General features: G+C 60.1%; 12 protein-coding genes and 1 pseudogene. 6 read left to right on the top strand and 7 right to left on the bottom strand.

Translation table 11 applies throughout. The features are described from left to right. Nucleotides 1-26: 26 nt before the first annotated feature. The gene (locus M5B98_RS20660) at nucleotides 27-683 is read left to right on the top strand and encodes a thiopurine S-methyltransferase (protein WP_248743810.1); all 657 of its coding nucleotides are present in this window, start codon (nucleotides 27-29) and stop codon (nucleotides 681-683) included. A 52-nt stretch (nucleotides 684-735) separates the two neighbouring features. Here the strand turns inward: M5B98_RS20660 and htpX are convergent, their stop codons facing one another. Continuing rightward, on the bottom strand, nucleotides 736-1,623 hold the full coding sequence (gene htpX / locus M5B98_RS20655; protein WP_085710752.1) for a protease HtpX: 888 nt from the start codon (nucleotides 1,621-1,623) through the stop codon (nucleotides 736-738). 303 nt (nucleotides 1,624-1,926) lie between these two features. Continuing rightward, nucleotides 1,927-3,138 (bottom strand): pyridoxal phosphate-dependent aminotransferase, encoded by a 1,212-nt coding sequence (locus tag M5B98_RS20650; protein WP_085710751.1) that lies wholly within the window; start codon nucleotides 3,136-3,138, stop codon nucleotides 1,927-1,929. Between the two features lie 225 nt (nucleotides 3,139-3,363). On the opposite strand from M5B98_RS20650, the gene msrB reads away from it, so the two are divergent. The 3 genes from msrB (at nucleotide 3,364) to M5B98_RS20635 (ending at nucleotide 4,804) form a co-directional block, all read left to right on the top strand. Continuing rightward, nucleotides 3,364-3,759, top strand: coding sequence for a peptide-methionine (R)-S-oxide reductase MsrB (gene msrB, locus M5B98_RS20645; RefSeq protein ID WP_248743809.1), 396 nt, complete (start codon nucleotides 3,364-3,366; stop codon nucleotides 3,757-3,759). Nucleotides 3,760-3,860: 101 nt separating this feature from the next. Then, entirely contained in the window at nucleotides 3,861-4,346 is a 486-nt protein-coding gene (locus M5B98_RS20640) for a glutathione peroxidase (RefSeq protein ID WP_085710750.1), read from the top strand. Then, nucleotides 4,343-4,804 carry a MarR family winged helix-turn-helix transcriptional regulator gene (locus M5B98_RS20635; RefSeq protein WP_248743808.1) on the top strand — a complete coding sequence of 154 codons (462 nt, stop codon included), beginning with the start codon at nucleotides 4,343-4,345 and terminating at the stop codon, nucleotides 4,802-4,804. Before M5B98_RS20640 ends, M5B98_RS20635 begins: the two co-directional genes overlap by 4 nt. On the opposite strand, the gene M5B98_RS20630 is transcribed toward M5B98_RS20635, so the two are convergent. Beyond that, nucleotides 4,788-7,109 (bottom strand): response regulator, encoded by a 2,322-nt coding sequence (locus M5B98_RS20630; protein ID WP_248743807.1) that lies wholly within the window; start codon nucleotides 7,107-7,109, stop codon nucleotides 4,788-4,790. The genes M5B98_RS20635 and M5B98_RS20630 overlap by 17 nt on opposite strands. Before the next feature lie 166 nt (nucleotides 7,110-7,275). Here M5B98_RS20630 and M5B98_RS20625 point away from each other — a divergent pair, with 166 nt between their 5' ends. Further along, on the top strand, nucleotides 7,276-8,166 hold the full coding sequence (locus M5B98_RS20625) for an ATP-binding protein (protein ID WP_085710747.1): 891 nt from the start codon (nucleotides 7,276-7,278) through the stop codon (nucleotides 8,164-8,166). Further along, a complete protein-coding gene (locus tag M5B98_RS20620; RefSeq protein ID WP_085710746.1) occupies nucleotides 8,163-8,645 on the top strand; it encodes a GAF domain-containing protein in 483 nt (160 codons plus the stop codon). Before M5B98_RS20625 ends, M5B98_RS20620 begins: the two co-directional genes overlap by 4 nt. Here M5B98_RS20620 and M5B98_RS20615 read toward each other — a convergent pair whose 3' ends face one another. The 4 genes and pseudogenes from M5B98_RS20615 to M5B98_RS20600 all read right to left on the bottom strand — a co-directional run bounded on the left by M5B98_RS20615 (nucleotide 8,646) and on the right by M5B98_RS20600 (nucleotide 17,602). Next, a complete protein-coding gene (locus tag M5B98_RS20615; RefSeq protein WP_248743806.1) occupies nucleotides 8,646-11,591 on the bottom strand; it encodes an HD domain-containing phosphohydrolase in 2,946 nt (981 codons plus the stop codon). Between the two features lie 48 nt (nucleotides 11,592-11,639). Beyond that, nucleotides 11,640-15,280 (bottom strand): annotated as a pseudogene (locus tag M5B98_RS20610) (transporter substrate-binding domain-containing protein). Between the two features lie 8 nt (nucleotides 15,281-15,288). Further along, the gene (locus tag M5B98_RS20605; RefSeq protein WP_119429618.1) at nucleotides 15,289-15,915 is read right to left on the bottom strand and encodes a response regulator transcription factor; all 627 of its coding nucleotides are present in this window, start codon (nucleotides 15,913-15,915) and stop codon (nucleotides 15,289-15,291) included. A gap of 358 nt (nucleotides 15,916-16,273) precedes the next feature. Beyond that, nucleotides 16,274-17,602, bottom strand: coding sequence for a deoxyguanosinetriphosphate triphosphohydrolase (locus tag M5B98_RS20600; RefSeq protein WP_085710742.1), 1,329 nt, complete (start codon nucleotides 17,600-17,602; stop codon nucleotides 16,274-16,276). Nucleotides 17,603-17,611 lie beyond the last annotated feature (9 nt).

The following is a 17,611-nucleotide window of genomic DNA, read 5'->3' as shown; positions in this document are numbered from 1 at the left end:
TTTTGATCGAATTCTTAGGAGGAAGCATGCAGCCGGAGTTTTGGCACAAGAAGTGGGAATCGAACCAGATTGGCTTTCATCAGCCTGAGGTGAACCCGTATTTGCAGCGGCATTGGCCCGATCTGGCAATCCCGGCGCAGTCGCGGGTGCTGGTGCCGTTGTGCGGGAAAAGCCTGGATCTGCTGTGGTTGGCCGGTCAGGGGTATCGGGTTCTCGGTGTCGAGCTGTCCGAGAAGGCTGTCGAGGATTTCTTTCGCGAGCAGCAACTACAGCCACAAATCAGCGAAGAGGGTGGCTTCAAAGTCTATCTGGCCGGGGCGATCGAGTTGAGGTGCGGGGATTTCTTCGCCTTGTCCGCGAGCGATGTGGCCGATTGCACGGCGCTGTATGACCGCGCGGCGCTGATTGCCTTGCCGGCGCCGATGCGCGAGCGCTATGCGGCACATTTGCAGAATATCCTGCCGACTGGCCTGCGTGGGTTGCTGATCACGCTGGATTACGATCAGGCTCAGATGCCCGGGCCGCCGTTTGCGGTGACAGATGCCGAGGTGCGGCATCTGTTCGGCGGCAGCTGGCAGGTGCAGGCGCTGGAGGAACAGGACGTGCTGAGCGAAAGCGGGAAGTTCCTGCAGGCAGGAGTGACGCGGCTGGAAGAACGGGTGTACCGTCTCACCGGTCAGTAACAGGCACAAAAAAGGCCCGCATCAGCGGGCCTTTCTATTTGAGCAAGGCTGATCAGCCGCGACGACGCAGGGCGTCGATACGCTCTTCCAGCGGCGGGTGGCTCATGAACATACGGGCCAGACCCTGTTTGATGCCACCGTTGATGCCAAAGGCGTTCAGGGTATCAGGCATGTGCACCGGCAGACCCTGTTCGGCGCGCAGGCGTTGCAATGCGTTGATCATCGCGCCCGTACCGGCCAGGCGTGCACCGGCATCGTCGGCTCGGAACTCGCGTTTGCGCGAGAACCACATCACGATCGCGCTGGCCAGAATGCCCAGCACCAGTTCGGCGAAAATGGTTGCGATGTAGTAGGCCGTACCCTGGCCTTCTTCATTCTTGAAGATCACCTTGTCGACGAAGTTGCCGATGATCCGCGCGAAGAACATCACGAAGGTGTTCACCACGCCCTGGATCAGCGCCAGGGTGACCATGTCACCGTTGGCCACGTGGCCGATCTCGTGGGCCAGCACGGCCCTCACTTCGTCTTCCTTGAAGCGCTCGAGCAAGCCCTGGCTCACCGCGACCAGCGCGTCGTTCTTGTTCCAGCCGGTGGCGAACGCGTTCGCTTCGTAGGCCGGGAAAATCCCGACTTCGGGCATCTTGATCCCGGCTTCGCGGGACAGTTGCTCGACGGTTTGCATCAGCCATTGCTCGTGACGGGTGCGCGGCTGGGTGATGATCTGGGTGCTCGTGCTCATCTTCGCCATCCACTTGGAGATGAACAGCGAGAACAGCGAACCGGCGAAACCAAAGACGGCACAGAAGACCAGCAGCTGACTGAGGTTGAGGTCAACCCCGTTGGCCGCCATGAACCCGTTGAAGCCGAACAGGCTCAGGGTGATGCTGGCTATCAGCACGACCGCCAGGTTAGTGGCCAAAAACAGCAGGATGCGCATCATGGTTGTAGAAATCTCCTCAAGCTAAAGATGTAGCGTACTGCGGGGTATATAAGGCGCGGCACCGGGTGATTCAACCGAGTGACTATTTCAAACTGTGTCCTACACCGGATTCGCCAGGCATGGGAGATTTCCCACTACCGGATCCGGTATGGATGACAGGCACGGGCCACCCGGTCTCATTGCGTCAGGCACGCATGATTTGTATGAGTCGCAAGTGTAGAAGGTGCTGGAGGAGGGGCAGAGCAGAAGTGTTGCTGAATCAGACAGTGCGCAACGAAAGGCTCGTTGCGCACGGATGGCCGGTTACTGGCGGTAGGACTTGAGGAAGTTGCCGATGCGCCCGATGGCCATGTCCAGGTCATCGACACGGGGCAGGGTCACGACGCGGAAGTGATCCGGCCAAGGCCAGTTGAAGGCCGTGCCCTGAACCACCAGCAGTTTTTCGGACAGCAGCAGGTCGAGGACGAATTTCTCGTCGTTGTGAATCGGGCAGATTTTCGGGTCGATCTTCGGGAATGCATACAGGGCACCCATCGGCTTCACGCAGCTCACGCCGGGAATGTCGTTGAGCAATTCCCAGGTGCGGTTGCGCTGTTCCAGCAGGCGACCTTGCGGCAGGACCAGGTCGTTGATGCTCTGATAGCCGCCGAGGGCGGTCTGGATCGCGTGCTGGCTCGGCACGTTGGCACACAGGCGCATGTTGGCCAGCATATCGATGCCTTCGATGTAGCTGTGGGCGTTGTGTTTCGGCCCGGAAATGGCGATCCAGCCGGAACGGAAGCCCGCCACGCGATACGACTTCGACAGACCGTTGAAGGTCAGGCACAGCAGGTCCGGCGCCAGCGAAGCGGTGCAGATGTGCACGGCATCGTCGTAAAGAATCTTGTCGTAGATCTCGTCGGAGAACACCACCAGGTTGTGCTGGCGGGCCAGTTCCAGCATGCCCAGCAACACTTCCTTCGAATACACTGCGCCGGTCGGGTTATTCGGGTTGATGATCACCATGGCCTTGGTGTTCGGGGTGATCTTGGCCTTCATGTCGGCCAGGTCCGGGAACCAGTCGGCGCCTTCGTCGCACAGGTAGTGCACGGCGTTGCCGCCGGCCAGGCTAACGGCGGCGGTCCAAAGCGGATAGTCAGGTGCCGGGACCAGCACTTCGTCGCCGTTGTTGAGCAGCGCCTGCAGCGACATTACGATCAGCTCGGACACGCCGTTGCCCAGGTAGATGTCTTCGATACCGACACCTTCGACCTGCTTCTGCTGGTAGTACTGCATCACGGCCTTGCGCGCGCTGAACAGGCCTTTGGAGTCGCTGTAGCCCTGGGCGGTCGGCAGGTTGCGGATCACATCCTGGAGGATTTCGTCCGGCGCTTCGAAACCAAAGGGCGCCGGGTTGCCGATGTTCAGCTTGAGGATGCGATGGCCTTCCTCTTCCAGGCGTTTGGCGTGCTTGAGCACCGGGCCGCGAATGTCGTAGCAGACGTTGGCGAGCTTGTTCGATTTGCTGAACTGCATGGCGATGTGATCCCGAAAATGAACGATCCAGGCGGCGAATGGACAACCGTGCTGGGAATCCTGCGTCTTCACACAGGCAAACGTCTTGAGCGGCGGTTTCCAACAATCCGTTTGAATGCGCAGGATCCCGCTGCCAGACTGGCGTGTGACGAGGCGCAATCATACGTGCCGCCCGATCCGTGGAAAAGGTACAGATCGGGCTTTTTCAGCCGCTGAGGTGTGATGATGGAAAAGATAGAAAAGACCCTGGAAGAATGGCGCGCGATGCTCGACCCGGAGCAATACAACGTGTGTCGTCTCAGTGCTACCGAGCGACCGTTCTCTGGCAAGTACAACGCCACCAAGACCGACGGCGTCTATCACTGCGTCTGCTGCAATGAGCCGCTGTTCGATTCCAGGACCAAATTCGACTCCGGTTGCGGCTGGCCCAGCTTCTACGCGCCGATCGGCGAGAGCGCGATGACCGAAATCCGTGACACCAGCCACGGCATGATCCGCACCGAAGTGAAATGCGCCCGTTGCGACGCGCACCTCGGCCACGTATTCCCCGACGGCCCGCCGCCGACCGGTCTGCGTTACTGCATCAACTCGGTGTGCCTGGACCTGATGCCGCGCGAATAACCGATGCGGGCGATCTTTGGATCGCCTTTCGGATAATTAAATTGCACACAATTCAATTGCTCGCTATTTTTGCAGCTTCTCAACTTTTCAGAGTGCGCACCATGAGCGATAACCTGCTGACCATCCCGTGCACCACCATCAAGGGCGAGCAAAAGACCCTGGCCGATTTCGCCGGCAAGGCGGTGCTGGTGGTCAACACTGCCAGCAAGTGTGGTTTCACCCCGCAGTACAAGGGCCTTGAAGAGCTGTGGCAGACATACAAGGATCAGGGGTTGGTAGTGTTGGGCTTTCCGTGCAACCAGTTCGGTAAGCAGGAACCCGGCAACGAGGGGGCGATCAGCGAATTCTGTGAGCTCAATTACGGCGTCAGCTTCCCGCTGTTCAAGAAGATTGAAGTCAACGGCACCGGTGCGCATCCGCTGTTCGTGCAACTGAAGAAACGCGCACCGGGCGTACTGGGTTCCCAGGGCATCAAGTGGAACTTCACCAAATTCCTGATCGGCAAGGACGGCCAGTTGGTCAAGCGCTTCGCCCCGGCCACCAAGCCGCAGGACCTTAGCCGCGAGATCGAAGCCCTGCTCAAATGAATGAACTGTCCACCGATGCGCTGAAGCTCGACAGTCAGTTGTGCTTCAAGCTGTATGCCGCGTCCCGGGCGGTGATTCGTGCCTACAAGCCGATGCTGGATCAGCTTGGCCTGACCTACCCGCAATATCTGGCGATGCTGGTGTTGTGGGAATGGCAGGAAGCGGCGCCTGAGCAACCGACGGTCAAGGCGCTGGGCGAGCGTCTGGCGCTGGACTCCGGGACGCTGACGCCGCTGCTCAAGCGTCTGGAGCAACTGCAACTGGTGCAGCGCCAGCGTTCGGCGCGGGACGAGCGTGAGGTTCACTTGAGTCTCACGCCTCGGGGGCAGGCGCTGCGCGAGCAGGTCGGGCCGTTGAAGGATCGCCTGTTGTGTGACAGCGGCGTGGACCTGGATCGGCTCAACGAGCTGCGCACCGGGCTTGATCATCTGCTGGGGCAAATCAAAGCGCTGTCGTAGTCGGTATCCACTGATCCAGCAGTGCGGCCAGTTCTTCGCGGCGGAAGGGCTTGGCCAGGTAGTCGCTCATGCCCGCTGCCCGGCAGCGCTCACGCTCCTCGGACATGGCGTTGGCCGTCAACGCCACGATCGGCAAGTGCGGCCAGCGACCGCTCTGCCGGATCTGCCGGCTCGCTTCGTAACCGTCCATCACTGGCATGTTGCAGTCCATCAACACCAGATCGAATTCATGGTGTTCCAGTTGATCCAGTGCTTCTGCGCCATGGGCCGCCACTACCACTTCGCAACCAAGTTTACTGAGCATGCCTTTGGCCACCAGTTGGTTGACCGGATTGTCTTCCACCAGCAACACCCGCCCGCGACGCTGTGAAGGCACGCTTTCAAGCCGCCCGCGGTCGATGGTGGTGATGTCCGGTTGCAGGGTTCTGCGCAGATTCTGATACAGCGCATTGCGCGCCAAAGGGCGAGCCTGCTGTTGCAATGGGGCGAGGGCGGCGGCCTCTTCGCCCGGCAGGAAGCTGCCGTAGGCGGTCACCAGCAGAATTGGTGCGGTCATGGTCGGCCGCAGGCCGAACAGGCATTCGGGGCAATCCGTGATGATGATGTCCGGTGACGGGCCGAGCAGTGACGCTTCAATCGTGCGCTGCTCGTACGACAGGCCCCAGACCGGCAACAGACTGCTCAGCAGTTCTGAGAGTCCGCTGGCCGCTGTGGTGATGGCAAGCACGCTGCCATGCAGTTGTGCCGGAATGACCGCGCGGGTGTGGCAGGGCAGCGGCAGTTCGGCACAGAACTGGCTGCCGAAACCGACTTCGGAGCTGATCGTCAGGCGTCCCTCCATGGCTTCGCACAGGTTGTAGGTCAGCGCCAGGCCCAGTCCGGTGCCGCCGTACTGGCGAGTGATACCGGCCCCGGCCTGGGTGAACGGCTGGAAAATCTTCACCTGGGCTTCCTGGGCAATGCCGATGCCGGTATCGCAGACTTCGATGCGCACGCCGTCCTTCCAGGTCGACAAACGCACATCGACCCGGCCGAAGCGGGTGAACTTCAGGGCGTTGGACAGCAGGTTGCTGACAATCTGCCTGACACGGGTCGGGTCGCCGAGCACCAGCGCCGGGAAGTGCGGATCGATCAGACACGTCAGCTCGACGCTTGGCGCCGCATTCTGTGACAGCAGGTTGGCGGTGTCTTCAACGAGCGAACCGAGGTCGAAGGGGATGTGCTCGAGCTCCAGTTGCCCGGCATCGAATTTCGACAGATCAAGAATATCGTTGAGCAACTCCACCAGCACCTTGCCTGAGTCATGGGCAATGGACAGTTGCTGCTGTTGTTCGCCATTGAGCGGGCCGTCGAGGGACAGCGCGATCATGCCCAGCAGGCCGTTGAGCGGAGTGCGAATCTCGTGGCTCATGTTGGCGAGGAACGCCGAGCGTGCCTCGGCCATGTCCAGCGCCGTGCTGCGGGCGACCTCCAGTTCCTCGTTGGACTGGCTGAGGCGGGCGTTGATTGCTTTCAGTTCAGCGGTGCGTGCCGACACGATGTCTTCGAGTTGGGCGAGGTAGTCGGTGAGACGGTTTTCTGCGGTGCGCCGTTGCTGGATTTCCGTGGCGATGTTCTCGAACTGCTGGTTGGCGACCTTCACCAGCACACCGATCTCGTCGTTGGCGTGTCCGCCGGGGCATTCCAGTGTGGTCGGTTCGGCGCTGCGCGGATCGCGTCCGCTGAGTTCGCGGATCACCCGCACCAGCGGCTTGGTCAGCATCACGTAGAACAGCGCCAGCAGGATGCCGGTCAGGATCAGGCTGCGGGCAAACCCGTTGAGCAGCGTGATTTCGGCCCGGCGCAGGAAGCGGCTGCCGAAGGCATAGGTGTCCACTTCCAGGCTTAACGTACCGAGGGATTCGTTGGGCAAGTGGTCGAGATAGAGCCGGTCTTCGAACTCGCGTTTGGCGCCGAACAGAAAGTCGCTGATCAACCGATAGCCGCTTTGCAGTTCCGGGCGTTTGACGCTGGCCAGCACTGTCTGATTGTTGTCGGTCAGTTGCGCGGAAATGATGGCCGGCGAGCGCAACAGGCCCAGCGTGAGTTCCTGGGCCAGCTCGGCATCGATGTTGTAGGCGATGCGCGAGGCCGGGTTATGGCTGATTTCCAGCAAAGACAGGATTTCACGGTTGATGGAGGCGTCTTCACTGGCATAATCGATGCCGATTTGCAGCAGACTGAGCAGCGTGCCCAGAATGAACCCGACCAGCACGGTAAGCCTGGCTTGCTTGTAAGACAGCCGGTGGGTGAATTTGATATCCATGGGGTGTTGAACCACTTACGTTTCCCTTCGCTGCTCAAGCATAGTCGATCATGCATGGATACCGGAGTTCCCGCATCGCCTTGTAACAAGGGCCGGGCCGGGTGTCGAACGCTATCGGTCGTCGCTGTATCGCCATCATTACTGTGAACCAGCCCGAGGAGAAGACGTGGATTCCCGATTGAATGCTTTTCTTGAGCGCGCCGAGTCGGTTCTGGCGCGGATCGAACCGCTGCTGCCGGCGCCACGCCCGGTCATCGACTGGGGCACTTGCCTGGCTGCACGCTGGCAGCGCGATGGTCGCAGCGGCTATCTGCTGCCGCTGGAAGTCAGCCTCGACATGCGTCTGTCGGACTTGATCGGTGTCGATCGGCAACTGGAGCAACTGGGTCGAAATACCCAGCAGTTCCTCGACGGCATGCCGGCCAACCATGCGCTGCTCTGGGGGTCACGCGGTACCGGTAAATCCTCGCTGGTGCGTGCGTTGCTGGCCGAACACGCCAAGGCCGGCCTGCGCCTGATCGAGATCGAGCGCGATCACCTGGCCGACCTGCCACGTGTGGTGGAGCAGATCGCCAAGCTGCCGCAGCGTTTCGTGCTGTTCTGCGATGACCTGTCGTTCGAATCCGGCGAAGGCGATTACCGCGTGCTGAAGAGCGTGCTGGATGGCTCGCTGGAGCAGGCGCCGGACAACGTGTTGCTGTACGCCACCTCAAACCGTCGCCATCTGGTGCCGGAAAAGGAAAGCGACAACGAAAACTGGAAGCGCGTCGACGGCGAGCTGCATCCGAGCGAAGCGGTGGAAGACAAGATCGCCCTGTCGGATCGCTTTGGCCTGTGGCTGTCGTTCTATCCGTTTACACAGGAACATTTTCTCAATGTCGTCGAACACTGGATCGGGCAACTGGCCGCCAAGGCCGGCCTGACCTGGCAGCGCGACGAACAACTGGACATTCTCGCCGTGCGCTGGGCAACCGGCCGTGGCAACCGCAACGGACGTTGCGCGTACCAATTCGCCCGTTACTGGGTGGGACTGAAATTGCTGGAGCACAAGGCATGATTGATTTGCAACAGAGCGGCCAGGGCCTCGAAGGCTATGGCATGTTGGCCGCACAACTGGAGTCGCTGCTGGCGGATGAGCGCGATTTCATCGCCAATGCTGCGCAGTTTTCGGCGTTCCTGTTCAACCAGCTCGATGACCTGAACTGGGCCGGCTTCTACCTCAATCGCAATGAAGAACTGGTGCTTGGCCCGTTCCAGGGTCAGATCGCCTGCGTACGCATTCCGTTCGGTCGCGGTGTGTGTGGCGCGGCGGCGGCCAGCCTGCAGACACAACGGGTCGAAGACGTTCACGCGTTCCCCGGCCACATCGCCTGTGACAGCGCGTCGAACAGCGAACTGGTGGTGCCGTTGGTCAAGGACGGTCGCCTGATCGGCGTTCTCGACCTCGACAGCCCGAAGCTTTCGCGTTTCGGCGCAGACGATCAGGCCGGAATCGAACGACTGGCGGCGATCTTCCTGCGCCTGACCGACTGCTGATCACGCTGCAAGGCCGGCCTTGCGCAGCACGCCGGCGGGATCGACCGCATCGATCTGTTGCGGTTCGAGGAACCGACTGGCGTATTGCAGGTAAACGCCTTCGCGGATGAACAACCCGAACAGCTCGGCATCGATATGTGCCTCGCGACACATGGTGGCCATGATTCCCAGCGCCTCGCTGAGAGTCTTGGCCTTTTTGTACGGGCGGTCGGCGGCGGTCAGCGCTTCGAAGATGTCGGCAATCGCCATCATCCGTGCCGGCAGGCTCATCTCTTCGCGTTTCAAGCGTTTCGGGTAACCGGTGCCGTCCATTTTTTCGTGATGGCCGCCGGCGATTTCCGCCACGTTGTTCAGATGCCCGGGGAAGGGCAGATGGCTGAGCATCAGGATCGTCTGCACCATGTGGTGGTTGATGATGTAACGCTCCTCGCGTGTCAGCGTGCCGCGAGGAATGCTCAGGTTGTACAGCTCGCCGCGATTGTATTTGTAGCGCGGGACATCGAGTTTGAACCCCCATGGGTTGTCCTCCGGAATCAGCTCGCTGTCGGCGCGTTCGATCAGGTGTTCGGGCTTGTCGGACAGTAACTTTTCGCTGACCGGCAGGGTCGGTGCCGGTGTGCGTGCCTGACGCCGGTTTTCCTCCCAGGACACGCCCAGCCGATCATCCAGCGTGCGGGTCCAGGTGCGCTGCGCAATGCCCTCAAGACGCTGAAGGTCGGTGTCGGCCATGGCCTCACTGCCCAGGTTGCAGCGGGCGACGAAACTGAAATCGTCATCCAGAGACGCCAGCGTCGTGTCGCGCAGGCTGGCCAGTTGTCGTTCGTCCCCGCCCGATGCCAGAGCTTGCCAGTAGCTGATCCAGGCATCGCGCTTGAGCACTTCGAAGCGGGTGCGGATTTCATGGATGCGATCGTTCAGGGTTTCCAGTTTGGTGGCTTTGTCGACGACGTATTCCGGCGTCGTGACCTTGCCGCAATCGTGCAGCCACGCGGCAATGTGCAAGGCTTCCCATTCATCCTCACTGGGCTGGTAGTCGCTGAAGGCCGGGGCTTCGCTCGCTGCCGCAGCGTGGGCGAGCATCAGGGTCAGTTCCGGCACGCGCTGGCAATGGCCGCCGGTGTACGGACTCTTGGCATCGATGGCGCCGGCGAGCAGTTGAATGAACGCATCCAGCAGCTGTTTCTGCCGTGCTTGCAGGCGTTGGCTCTCGATGCTCACCGCCGCCGCGCCGGACACCGCTTGCAGGAAGGCGATGCGGTCGGGGCGCAGTTTTTCAAGGTCGGCCGGGGTGCCGCTGTCGCTGATCAGCAATACCAGCAGACCGATTGTTTCGTTGTGCCGGTTATGCAGACGGATCCCGATCAGGTGTACGCGCGGCGTTTCCATGGCCAGCAGTACTTTTTGCAAGTCGGCCGCCTGTTCGAAGCCGAGGCTGCTCACCACGTTGTCGGCCTTCGACAGTTGCTCAAACCATCTGGGGCCCTGGGTGGCGTCGAGGTTGTGTCCCTGGATATCGAAGGCGGCCAGCGTCTGTGAGGTGTCGTCGACCACCAGCCCGTAAGGTTCCATGCGGTTGCCATCACTTTCCCGCAGGTAGATCAGCCCCGCCTGGGCCTGGGCAATCTGCACCGTTTCGAACAACACCCGTTGCAGCAGTGGTGAGAACCGGGTTTCGGCGGTCAGACTGTCAGTGATGCGAAAGAAGCTGGCCAGAGTGTCCTTCATCCGCGCCATCGACAGGCTCAACTGATCGACCTCCAGCACCGGTGAGCGACGGGTCACGGGAAAGTTGAAATCGAAACTGCGGATGGCGTCGGCTTCCTTGACCAGTGCATGCAGCGGCTTGACCAGAATCCGCGAGATCAACCATCCCAGTGGCAGGCACAACAGCAGGGTGGCGAGGGTGATCAGCGCACCCTGCCAACGCATGCGATAGGCATCGACCAGCAACTCGTCCTCCGGCACCAGCAAGGCCATCTGCAAACCTTTCGGACCACCTTCCTGCAAGCTGCTGCGGGCGACGATCCAGCGTCGCCCGTCAGCATTCAGGCGTTTGCCCTGATGATCGGCAGACAGCAGGGCATGCAGGCTCGGGCTCAGGTCGGCTGCCTTGGCCAGGCGCGCGGTACGGTCATCGACGATCAGCCGGCTGCTGTCAGGGTACGCTACGGCGTTGCCTTCGGCGTCGAAGAGGACGATTTCTGTCGCTGGCGTCACCACGTGTTTGGTCAGGGTCGCCGACAGCGCGTCGAGGGTCAGGTCGGCAGCGATCACTGCATGCTCACCGCTGCGCCGGGCGAGGGTGGTGCCGACATTGTGGGTGGAAAAGAACACGTAGGGTTCGGTGGTGATCTGCTCGTTCTGTTTTTGTGCGCCGATGTACCAGCCCCGGCTGCGCGGGTCGTAGGCATCGTCCGGATTGTCGTGACGACCGACCGCCGACAACGCCTGATCGAAGAACAGCGACTGTGACCGGACGCCGCCATTGGCGTCATGCTCGATGCTCCAGACCTGATAGGCCGCTGCGTCCGGCGCCTTGAGCAAGGTTTTCAGTGAGGTGGTGCGCAACGGCCGCACCATGAAGAAATCACCGTTGTCGTAACCCAGATACAACGAGGCCAGATCAGGGTTGTCCGCCAGTGACTGGCTGAACGGTTTGAGCAGGGTCAGGCGTTGTTCAAGGGCGTAGGCCTGAGTCCCGGGGTTGTCCGCGAGCAGGCTCAGCAAGTGCCGGATCGGCGCATAGGTCGATTGCAGATCGACGCGCACATCCTGCTCGATGCGCTCGAACAGTTTTTCGCTGCTCGACAGAATGATCTGTGTGGTCTGCCGGTAGTTGAACAGTCCCAGCACGACCCCGGTGAGCAACAGCAGAAAGGTGAACATGACGCTGATATGCACGTGCAGGGGAAACCGGCGTTGATCCGGGCGCAGTGGGCTGGGCATTGCGGACTCTCCGAGTTGATAAACACACTGCTCAGCGTCCAAGCATAGTTAAGGCCCGGTCATTCTGCTGTGGTCGGTCAACGTCAGTTGCTGCTCCAACGCCTTCTCCAGTTCGAGAATGGCGAAGTTGCTCGCCTTGCACCGGCGTTCGATCTCCTCAACCGGCAATGCTTGCAGACAAGCCTGTTCGAGTGCGTCGCAACTGTTGATCAGGCGCGATGCCTGGGCAATGCGTGCAGCGCCTTTGATCCTGTGCGCCATCTCGGCCAGCGCCTGGTGATCCCGTCCGGGGGACAAGGCCTGTAGATCCCGGCGGTCAATCCGACTGCTTTTCAGAAGCTCGGTCAACAGTCGCCTGGTCTGGGCGGGGTTGCCTCCGGTCAGCGCATAGAGCCCCTGCAGGTTGAACGCAGAGGTATGGAGCACAGGTGCATCGAGGATTGGCTGGACACTGGCGACCCACTGGCTCAAGACACTCAGGCTCAGTGGTTTGAACAGGCACTCGTTCATGCCGGCCCGCTTGCAGCGAAGCACCTCTTCCGGTTGGGCGTTGGCGGTAAACCCCAGCACGGTGCAGGCCGGGCGTTGTGTGAGTTCTTCGTGGCGCCGGATCGCGCGGGTCAGTTCATAGCCGTTCATGACGGGCATGTTGCAATCGGCGATGACCAGATCGAATGCGCCGTTTTTCCATTGTTCCAGTGCGCTCTGGCCTTCCTCGGCAATGCTGAAGTGGTGTCCAAGGAACTCGAGTTGCTGGCACATCAGCAGGCGATTGGCCGGGTGATCGTCGACCACCAGAACGTTGAGGGGTGTGAGGGCGGTCTGGATCTGTGGTTCGTGTTTCCGGCTTTTCACTTCAGCGGGCATGATTGCCAGTGGCAGCGATACCCTCACTTGTGTGCCGATCCCGGGCTGGCTGCTCAATTGCAGTTGGCCTCCCATCATTTCGCACAGACTGCGGCTGATGACCAGCCCCAGTCCTGTGCCGCTGATTGCCCGGTTCCTGCCATGGCTGGCCTGGGTGAAGGGTTCGAACAGCCGCCGTTGATCTTCGGCAGTAATACCGATGCCACTGTCCTGAACCGTCAGTTGCACCTGCGAGCAAGCGGGAACATCGCTGTCCAGCAGTTCCAGCGAGATCCTGATCTGGCCTTTTTCGGTGAATTTGATGGCATTGCTGATCAGGTTCGACAGCACCTGCTTGAAGCGCAAGGGATCCAGATGTACGTCGATGTTCAGTTCGGGCGGGGAGACGTTCACCACCAGTGCCAGCCGTTTCTGCCGGGCCAGGCCATCGAAGATCCGGACCACCGACGCGATGGTATCGATGAGATTGACCCGTTCGGGGCTCAGGCTCAGGCAATATCCAGAATGTCACCGATCAGACCCAGCAGATCCTTGGCCGAGCTGTAGGCGGTTTCGATGCTGGAGCGGTCCGGATGCACGTTGTCCATGCGCTTGAGTGTCAGTTCGAGCATGCCGATGACCGCGTTCATCGGCGTACGGATTTCGTGGCTCATGGTCGCCAGGAAAGTGCTCTTGGCACGGTTGGCATCATCGGCCTGTTCCTTGGCGGCACGAAGCTCGTCAAGCAGCTCATGACGTTCACTGATGTCGATCCAGCCGCCGATGATCCCCTGAACATCGCCGCTGGAGTCGCGGTACGGCAGGATCCAGTGATAGATCGTCATGCGCCGGTTGCCGATTTGCAACGGCCGGTCGAGGACCAGCGGTCTGCCCTCGTTCACGACCTGCTGGTAGTCGGCCTGAAAGGCCCTGGCTTCGAAAGCGTTGTTCAGAACACCTTCCATCACATTCTTGCCGATGACGTCTTCGCGTCTGGCCTTGAAGGCTTCGAGGTAACTGTCGTTACAGCTTTGCAACAATCCTTGCCGATCACGCACATAGATCGGATGAGGCGTGCCGTTGACGAGGGAGCGCATGAACTCCAGTTGATCGTTCAAGGCGCGTTCGGCGGCCTGGCGCTGTTTGATCTGGCGACGCATGTAGGCATTCCAGAGCATCGACAGCAGCAACAGCAGGCCGGCCGCCCCGATCACCTGATAGAACAGGCGCCGGTATTGGTGCCAGGTGCCTTGCGAAAGGCTTGAATAACCCCTCCATCGACCATTGATGATGCCCAGTTCTTCGGGCGATATGCTCATCAGGGTCTTGTCGATGATCGAGCCCAGTTCGGTGTTGTCTCTGGCGGTTGCCAGGGAAAAGGCTGCCTGGCGGGTGCCGATGGTGGTCGTGATCTGCAAGGGGTGTTCGAAGATGTGCGAAGCGATGAAGTAGTTGGCGATCACCAGCGAGTTCACGGCGCCTTCGACCTGGCCCTCGTCAAGTAATGCCACGGCACTGAAAGTGTCCGGGGTCTCGATCAACTGGATGTGTGGAAACTCGTTGCGCAGGTACTCGATCATCGGGTTGCCCTGGGCGATGGCCAGGCGCTTGCGCTTGAGCTGACCCAGGTGGGTCGGACTGTCGGCAGCCTTGCGGGTCAGCAGGACATAGGAGTTTTCAAGGTAGGGGCGGCTGAACTTCAGGGTTTCCTCGCGTTGGGCGGTCGGCAGCAGGGCGGCGATCAGGTCGGCCTGATGGTTTTCGATCTGTTTGATCATCTCGGCGTCGCTGCGGCTGCGGCGGATTTCGAAGCGCAGGCCGGTGCGCAACCGGATGAGTTCCAGCAGGTCGGCGCTGATGCCGCGAAAGTTGCCATCGGTGTCAAAGAAGCTCAGGGGGGCAAAGGCCTCGTTGACGACCACGCTCACCACCGGGTGTTTCTTCAGCCACTGTTCTTCGCGGTGGGTCAGTTGCAGTTTCTGGTCGGTCAGCAAGGTATCGCTGCCGGCACTCCAGCGTTTGGCGATGGTTTCCCGCTCGCTGCCCGGGACAGCCTTGAGCACGTTATCGATGATACCCAGCAGTTGAGGATTGTCGCGACGCACGGCAAAGCTGAAACCGTGGGCTTCGTGCTTGCCGAAATTGGCCATGCGGATGTTGTTCAGATACCCCTTGCTGATCATGTAGTGAGTGGAAATGGTGTCGCCCAGAAACACGTCCGCCTGATCGAAGGCGACGGCGTTGATTGCATTCTGGTAAGACGGATAGGAGGTGATGAGGGCTTTGGGATACAGCGCCTTGACTTCGTCCAGCGGCAGATAGTGATACAGCATGCTCAGCCGCAATCCGGCCAGACCTTCGCTCAGAGACCGGGTTTCACCCGTGCGGGTGACCAGTACCGGTTGATCGATGGCGTAAGGGCTGGACAGTACGACGTTGGCGTTTTCCGCCTCCAGCCCGTTGGACGTGCCAAGCATGTCGATGCTGCCGTCGAGCAATGCCCGGATCGCCGCGTCCCGTGTGGCAAAGCGCTTGACCCTGACCGGCAGGCGGGTTGCCTGACCGATCAGTCCGGCGTAATCGGCCGTGAACCCTTCGTAATCGCGGCCGCTGGCCGTCATGTCAAAGGGTGGATAGTCGGGAGCCGATGTGCCCAGAACCAACTCATTGCGATTGTGCAACCAGTCCCGTTGCGCATGTTCAAGCAGGACTGGAAGCGGCTTGTCGGTCGAGCGACTGAGCAGGGCCAGGTCTTGCGAGATGACGGGGGCGGCTGCTGCATGAGCACTTAACCCAAGGCATGCACTCAATACAATCAGGCAGTTTTTCAAGCGACTGGGCATGTCGTCTCTCACACGAGTGCGTTGCGTTTGGCCATTTCAATAAGTTCTACAAGGGATCTGGCTTTGAGTTTCTGCATCAGACGTTTTTTATAAGTACTGACGGTCTTGTTGCTGAGGAACATGCCTTTGGCAATTTCCTTGTTTGTTCGGCCTTGGGCGAATAGTTGCAATACCATCAATTCCCGGTCATTGACGGATTTGAAAAGTTCCAGTTCTGCGTAGCGCACATCATCATTTCGAACAGGGTTCAGGGCCTGGCTGGGGAAATAGTTGTATCCGGAAAGGACTGCCTTGATGGCACTGACCAGTTCGCTGAGGTCTTCCTGTTTGCAGACATAACCCGATGCGCCGGACTGCATGCAACGAATGCCGAACAGCGTCGGGCACTGTGCGGTCAGAACCAGCGTCTTGAACGGGGAACTCATTGCGTTGAAACGGGCAAGGACTTCCAGGCCGTCCAGCTTTGGAATACTGATGTCGAGGATGATCAGGTCGGGGGCGCATTCGCGAACCATTTGCATGGCATCGACCCCGTTATCGGTTTCACCGACGACCTTGTAACCTTCATGTTCCAATAGCATTCGAACGGCAAGACGGATAACCGGGTGATCGTCGACAATAAAAACGGAGTTCATAACAAAGTCCCATGCGAACACTAATAAAGGGCGCACCTTAGCTCAGATGAAAGAGCGGTCGCATGAGCCGGTAGGACCTTGGTGGCAATCTAGGATCAGTCCTACAAATAAAGAGGAATGGGACTACGTGTGAACTAGTTTTGACGTAGGTAGCGGATGGCTTCGCGTATTGAACTTGTTCGATGGAGGGGGCAGGAGTGGCTGAAAAGTCTGTTTGTTTAATGTATGTAAGTCATCAATGAGTTTCAGTTTTTTGTTGGCGATACGTCGCGAGCGTCGAACCTGGATATAAGGAAAGGATTGGAATATCCATCAGTCGCCCGTCCGGTCAATGCCTGACCGGGTGGGCGACGAAGTATCAATGACTGGAGCGCCCTGTCATTTCCAGGGCCATGTCGCTGGCATAGCTGTCGGTCATGCCTGCGATGAAGTCGATCATGCGCAGGAACGATGCGTGCAACGGGCCGTGCGGGTCTGGTGCATTGTTGCCCAGCAAGTCGAGGATTCTGCGGCTCTTGAACGACGGTGTACGCCCGTTGTGCTGTTCGAGGGCCGCACCGCAGAACGCGTTGAGCAGAATCTCCAGTGTCGTGTAGGCGCCGATCTCATGCAGGGTCTTGCGCTTGTCCTGAAAGATTTTCTTGCGGGCGATGTCCTTGGCATTCAGCACGCAACGTTTGGCCGGGCCGTGCATGTGCTCCACAAGGTCCCCATGCAGCGTTCCCGCCAAGAGCGCGTCCTGTTGTTCGACAAAGGCCCGGGCGGCGGCGTTGGTCAGGTGTTCGATGGCCTTGCCCCGCAGGATCGCCAGTTTGCGCCGGCGCGAATCCTGCGGGCCCAGCTGTCGGTAGGTTTCCGGCAGATCGTCGCCGACCAGACCCAGCAGCAGCGACTCGACTTCGGCGTAGTCCAGCAGATCCATCTCCAGTCCGTCTTCCAGATCGATCAGCGCGTAGCAGATGTCATCCGCAGCCTCCATCAGGTAAACCAGCGGATGACGCGCCCAGCGCTGTTCTTCGAGTTGCGGCAGGCCGAGTTTGTGGGCGATCTGCTCCAGCAATGGCAACTCGCTCTGATAGCAGCCGAACTTGTGTTTCTTGTAACCCAGAGAGTCGGCGTGGCGGGCGGTCCACGGGTATTTGAGGTAGGTGCCGAGGGTCGCGTAGGTCAACCGGGTGCCACCGTCGAACTGGTGATATTCCAGTTGTGTGAGAACCCGGAAACCCTGGGCATTGCCCTCGAAGTTCAGGAAGTCCCCACGCTCGGCGTCACTCATCGCATCCAGCCAGCCGCGCCCGGCGGCCTGCTGGAACCAATGGCGGATGGCGTCTTCGCCGGAATGGCCGAAGGGCGGGTTGCCGATGTCATGGGCCAGGCAGGCGGACTGCACGACCATGCCCAGATCGCTCGGTTCGCACCACTCGGGCAGGGCGCGGCGCAGGGTTTCGCCCACTCGCATGCCCAGCGACCGGCCGACGCAACTGACTTCCAGCGAGTGGGTCAGGCGCGTGTGGATGTGGTCGTTGCTCGACACGGGATGCACCTGGGTCTTGCGGCCCAGGCGGCGGAAGGCGCCAGAGAAAATGATGCGGTCATGGTCTTTGTGGAACGGGCTGCGGCCGAGTTCCTGCGGGCTGTGCAGCGGCTTGCCGAGACGTTCGCGGTTGAGCAGGGTTTGCCAATCCAAGGCTGATTC

The organism is Pseudomonas sp. MWU12-3088 (genome assembly GCF_023242405.1).
Classification (GTDB): Bacteria; Pseudomonadota; Gammaproteobacteria; order Pseudomonadales; family Pseudomonadaceae; genus Aquipseudomonas; species Aquipseudomonas kribbensis.
Note: the sequence above shows the minus strand (reverse complement) of the source record. Positions and strands in the feature narration are given on the sequence as shown.

What these genes read in the sequence shown, in the direction of transcription:
- M5B98_RS20660 (WP_248743810.1), top strand. Translation starts at nt 27, where the DNA reads ATGCAGCCGGAGTTTTGGCACAAGAAGTGGGAATCGAACCAGATTGGC.
- htpX (WP_085710752.1), bottom strand. Translation starts at nt 1,623, where the DNA reads ATGATGCGCATCCTGCTGTTTTTGGCCACTAACCTGGCGGTCGTGCTG.
- M5B98_RS20650 (WP_085710751.1), bottom strand. Translation starts at nt 3,138, where the DNA reads ATGCAGTTCAGCAAATCGAACAAGCTCGCCAACGTCTGCTACGACATT.
- msrB (WP_248743809.1), top strand. Translation starts at nt 3,364, where the DNA reads ATGGAAAAGATAGAAAAGACCCTGGAAGAATGGCGCGCGATGCTCGAC.
- M5B98_RS20640 (WP_085710750.1), top strand. Translation starts at nt 3,861, where the DNA reads ATGAGCGATAACCTGCTGACCATCCCGTGCACCACCATCAAGGGCGAG.
- M5B98_RS20635 (WP_248743808.1), top strand. Translation starts at nt 4,343, where the DNA reads ATGAATGAACTGTCCACCGATGCGCTGAAGCTCGACAGTCAGTTGTGC.
- M5B98_RS20630 (WP_248743807.1), bottom strand. Translation starts at nt 7,109, where the DNA reads ATGGATATCAAATTCACCCACCGGCTGTCTTACAAGCAAGCCAGGCTT.
- M5B98_RS20620 (WP_085710746.1), top strand. Translation starts at nt 8,163, where the DNA reads ATGATTGATTTGCAACAGAGCGGCCAGGGCCTCGAAGGCTATGGCATG.
- M5B98_RS20615 (WP_248743806.1), bottom strand. Translation starts at nt 11,591, where the DNA reads ATGCCCAGCCCACTGCGCCCGGATCAACGCCGGTTTCCCCTGCACGTG.
- M5B98_RS20605 (WP_119429618.1), bottom strand. Translation starts at nt 15,915, where the DNA reads ATGAACTCCGTTTTTATTGTCGACGATCACCCGGTTATCCGTCTTGCC.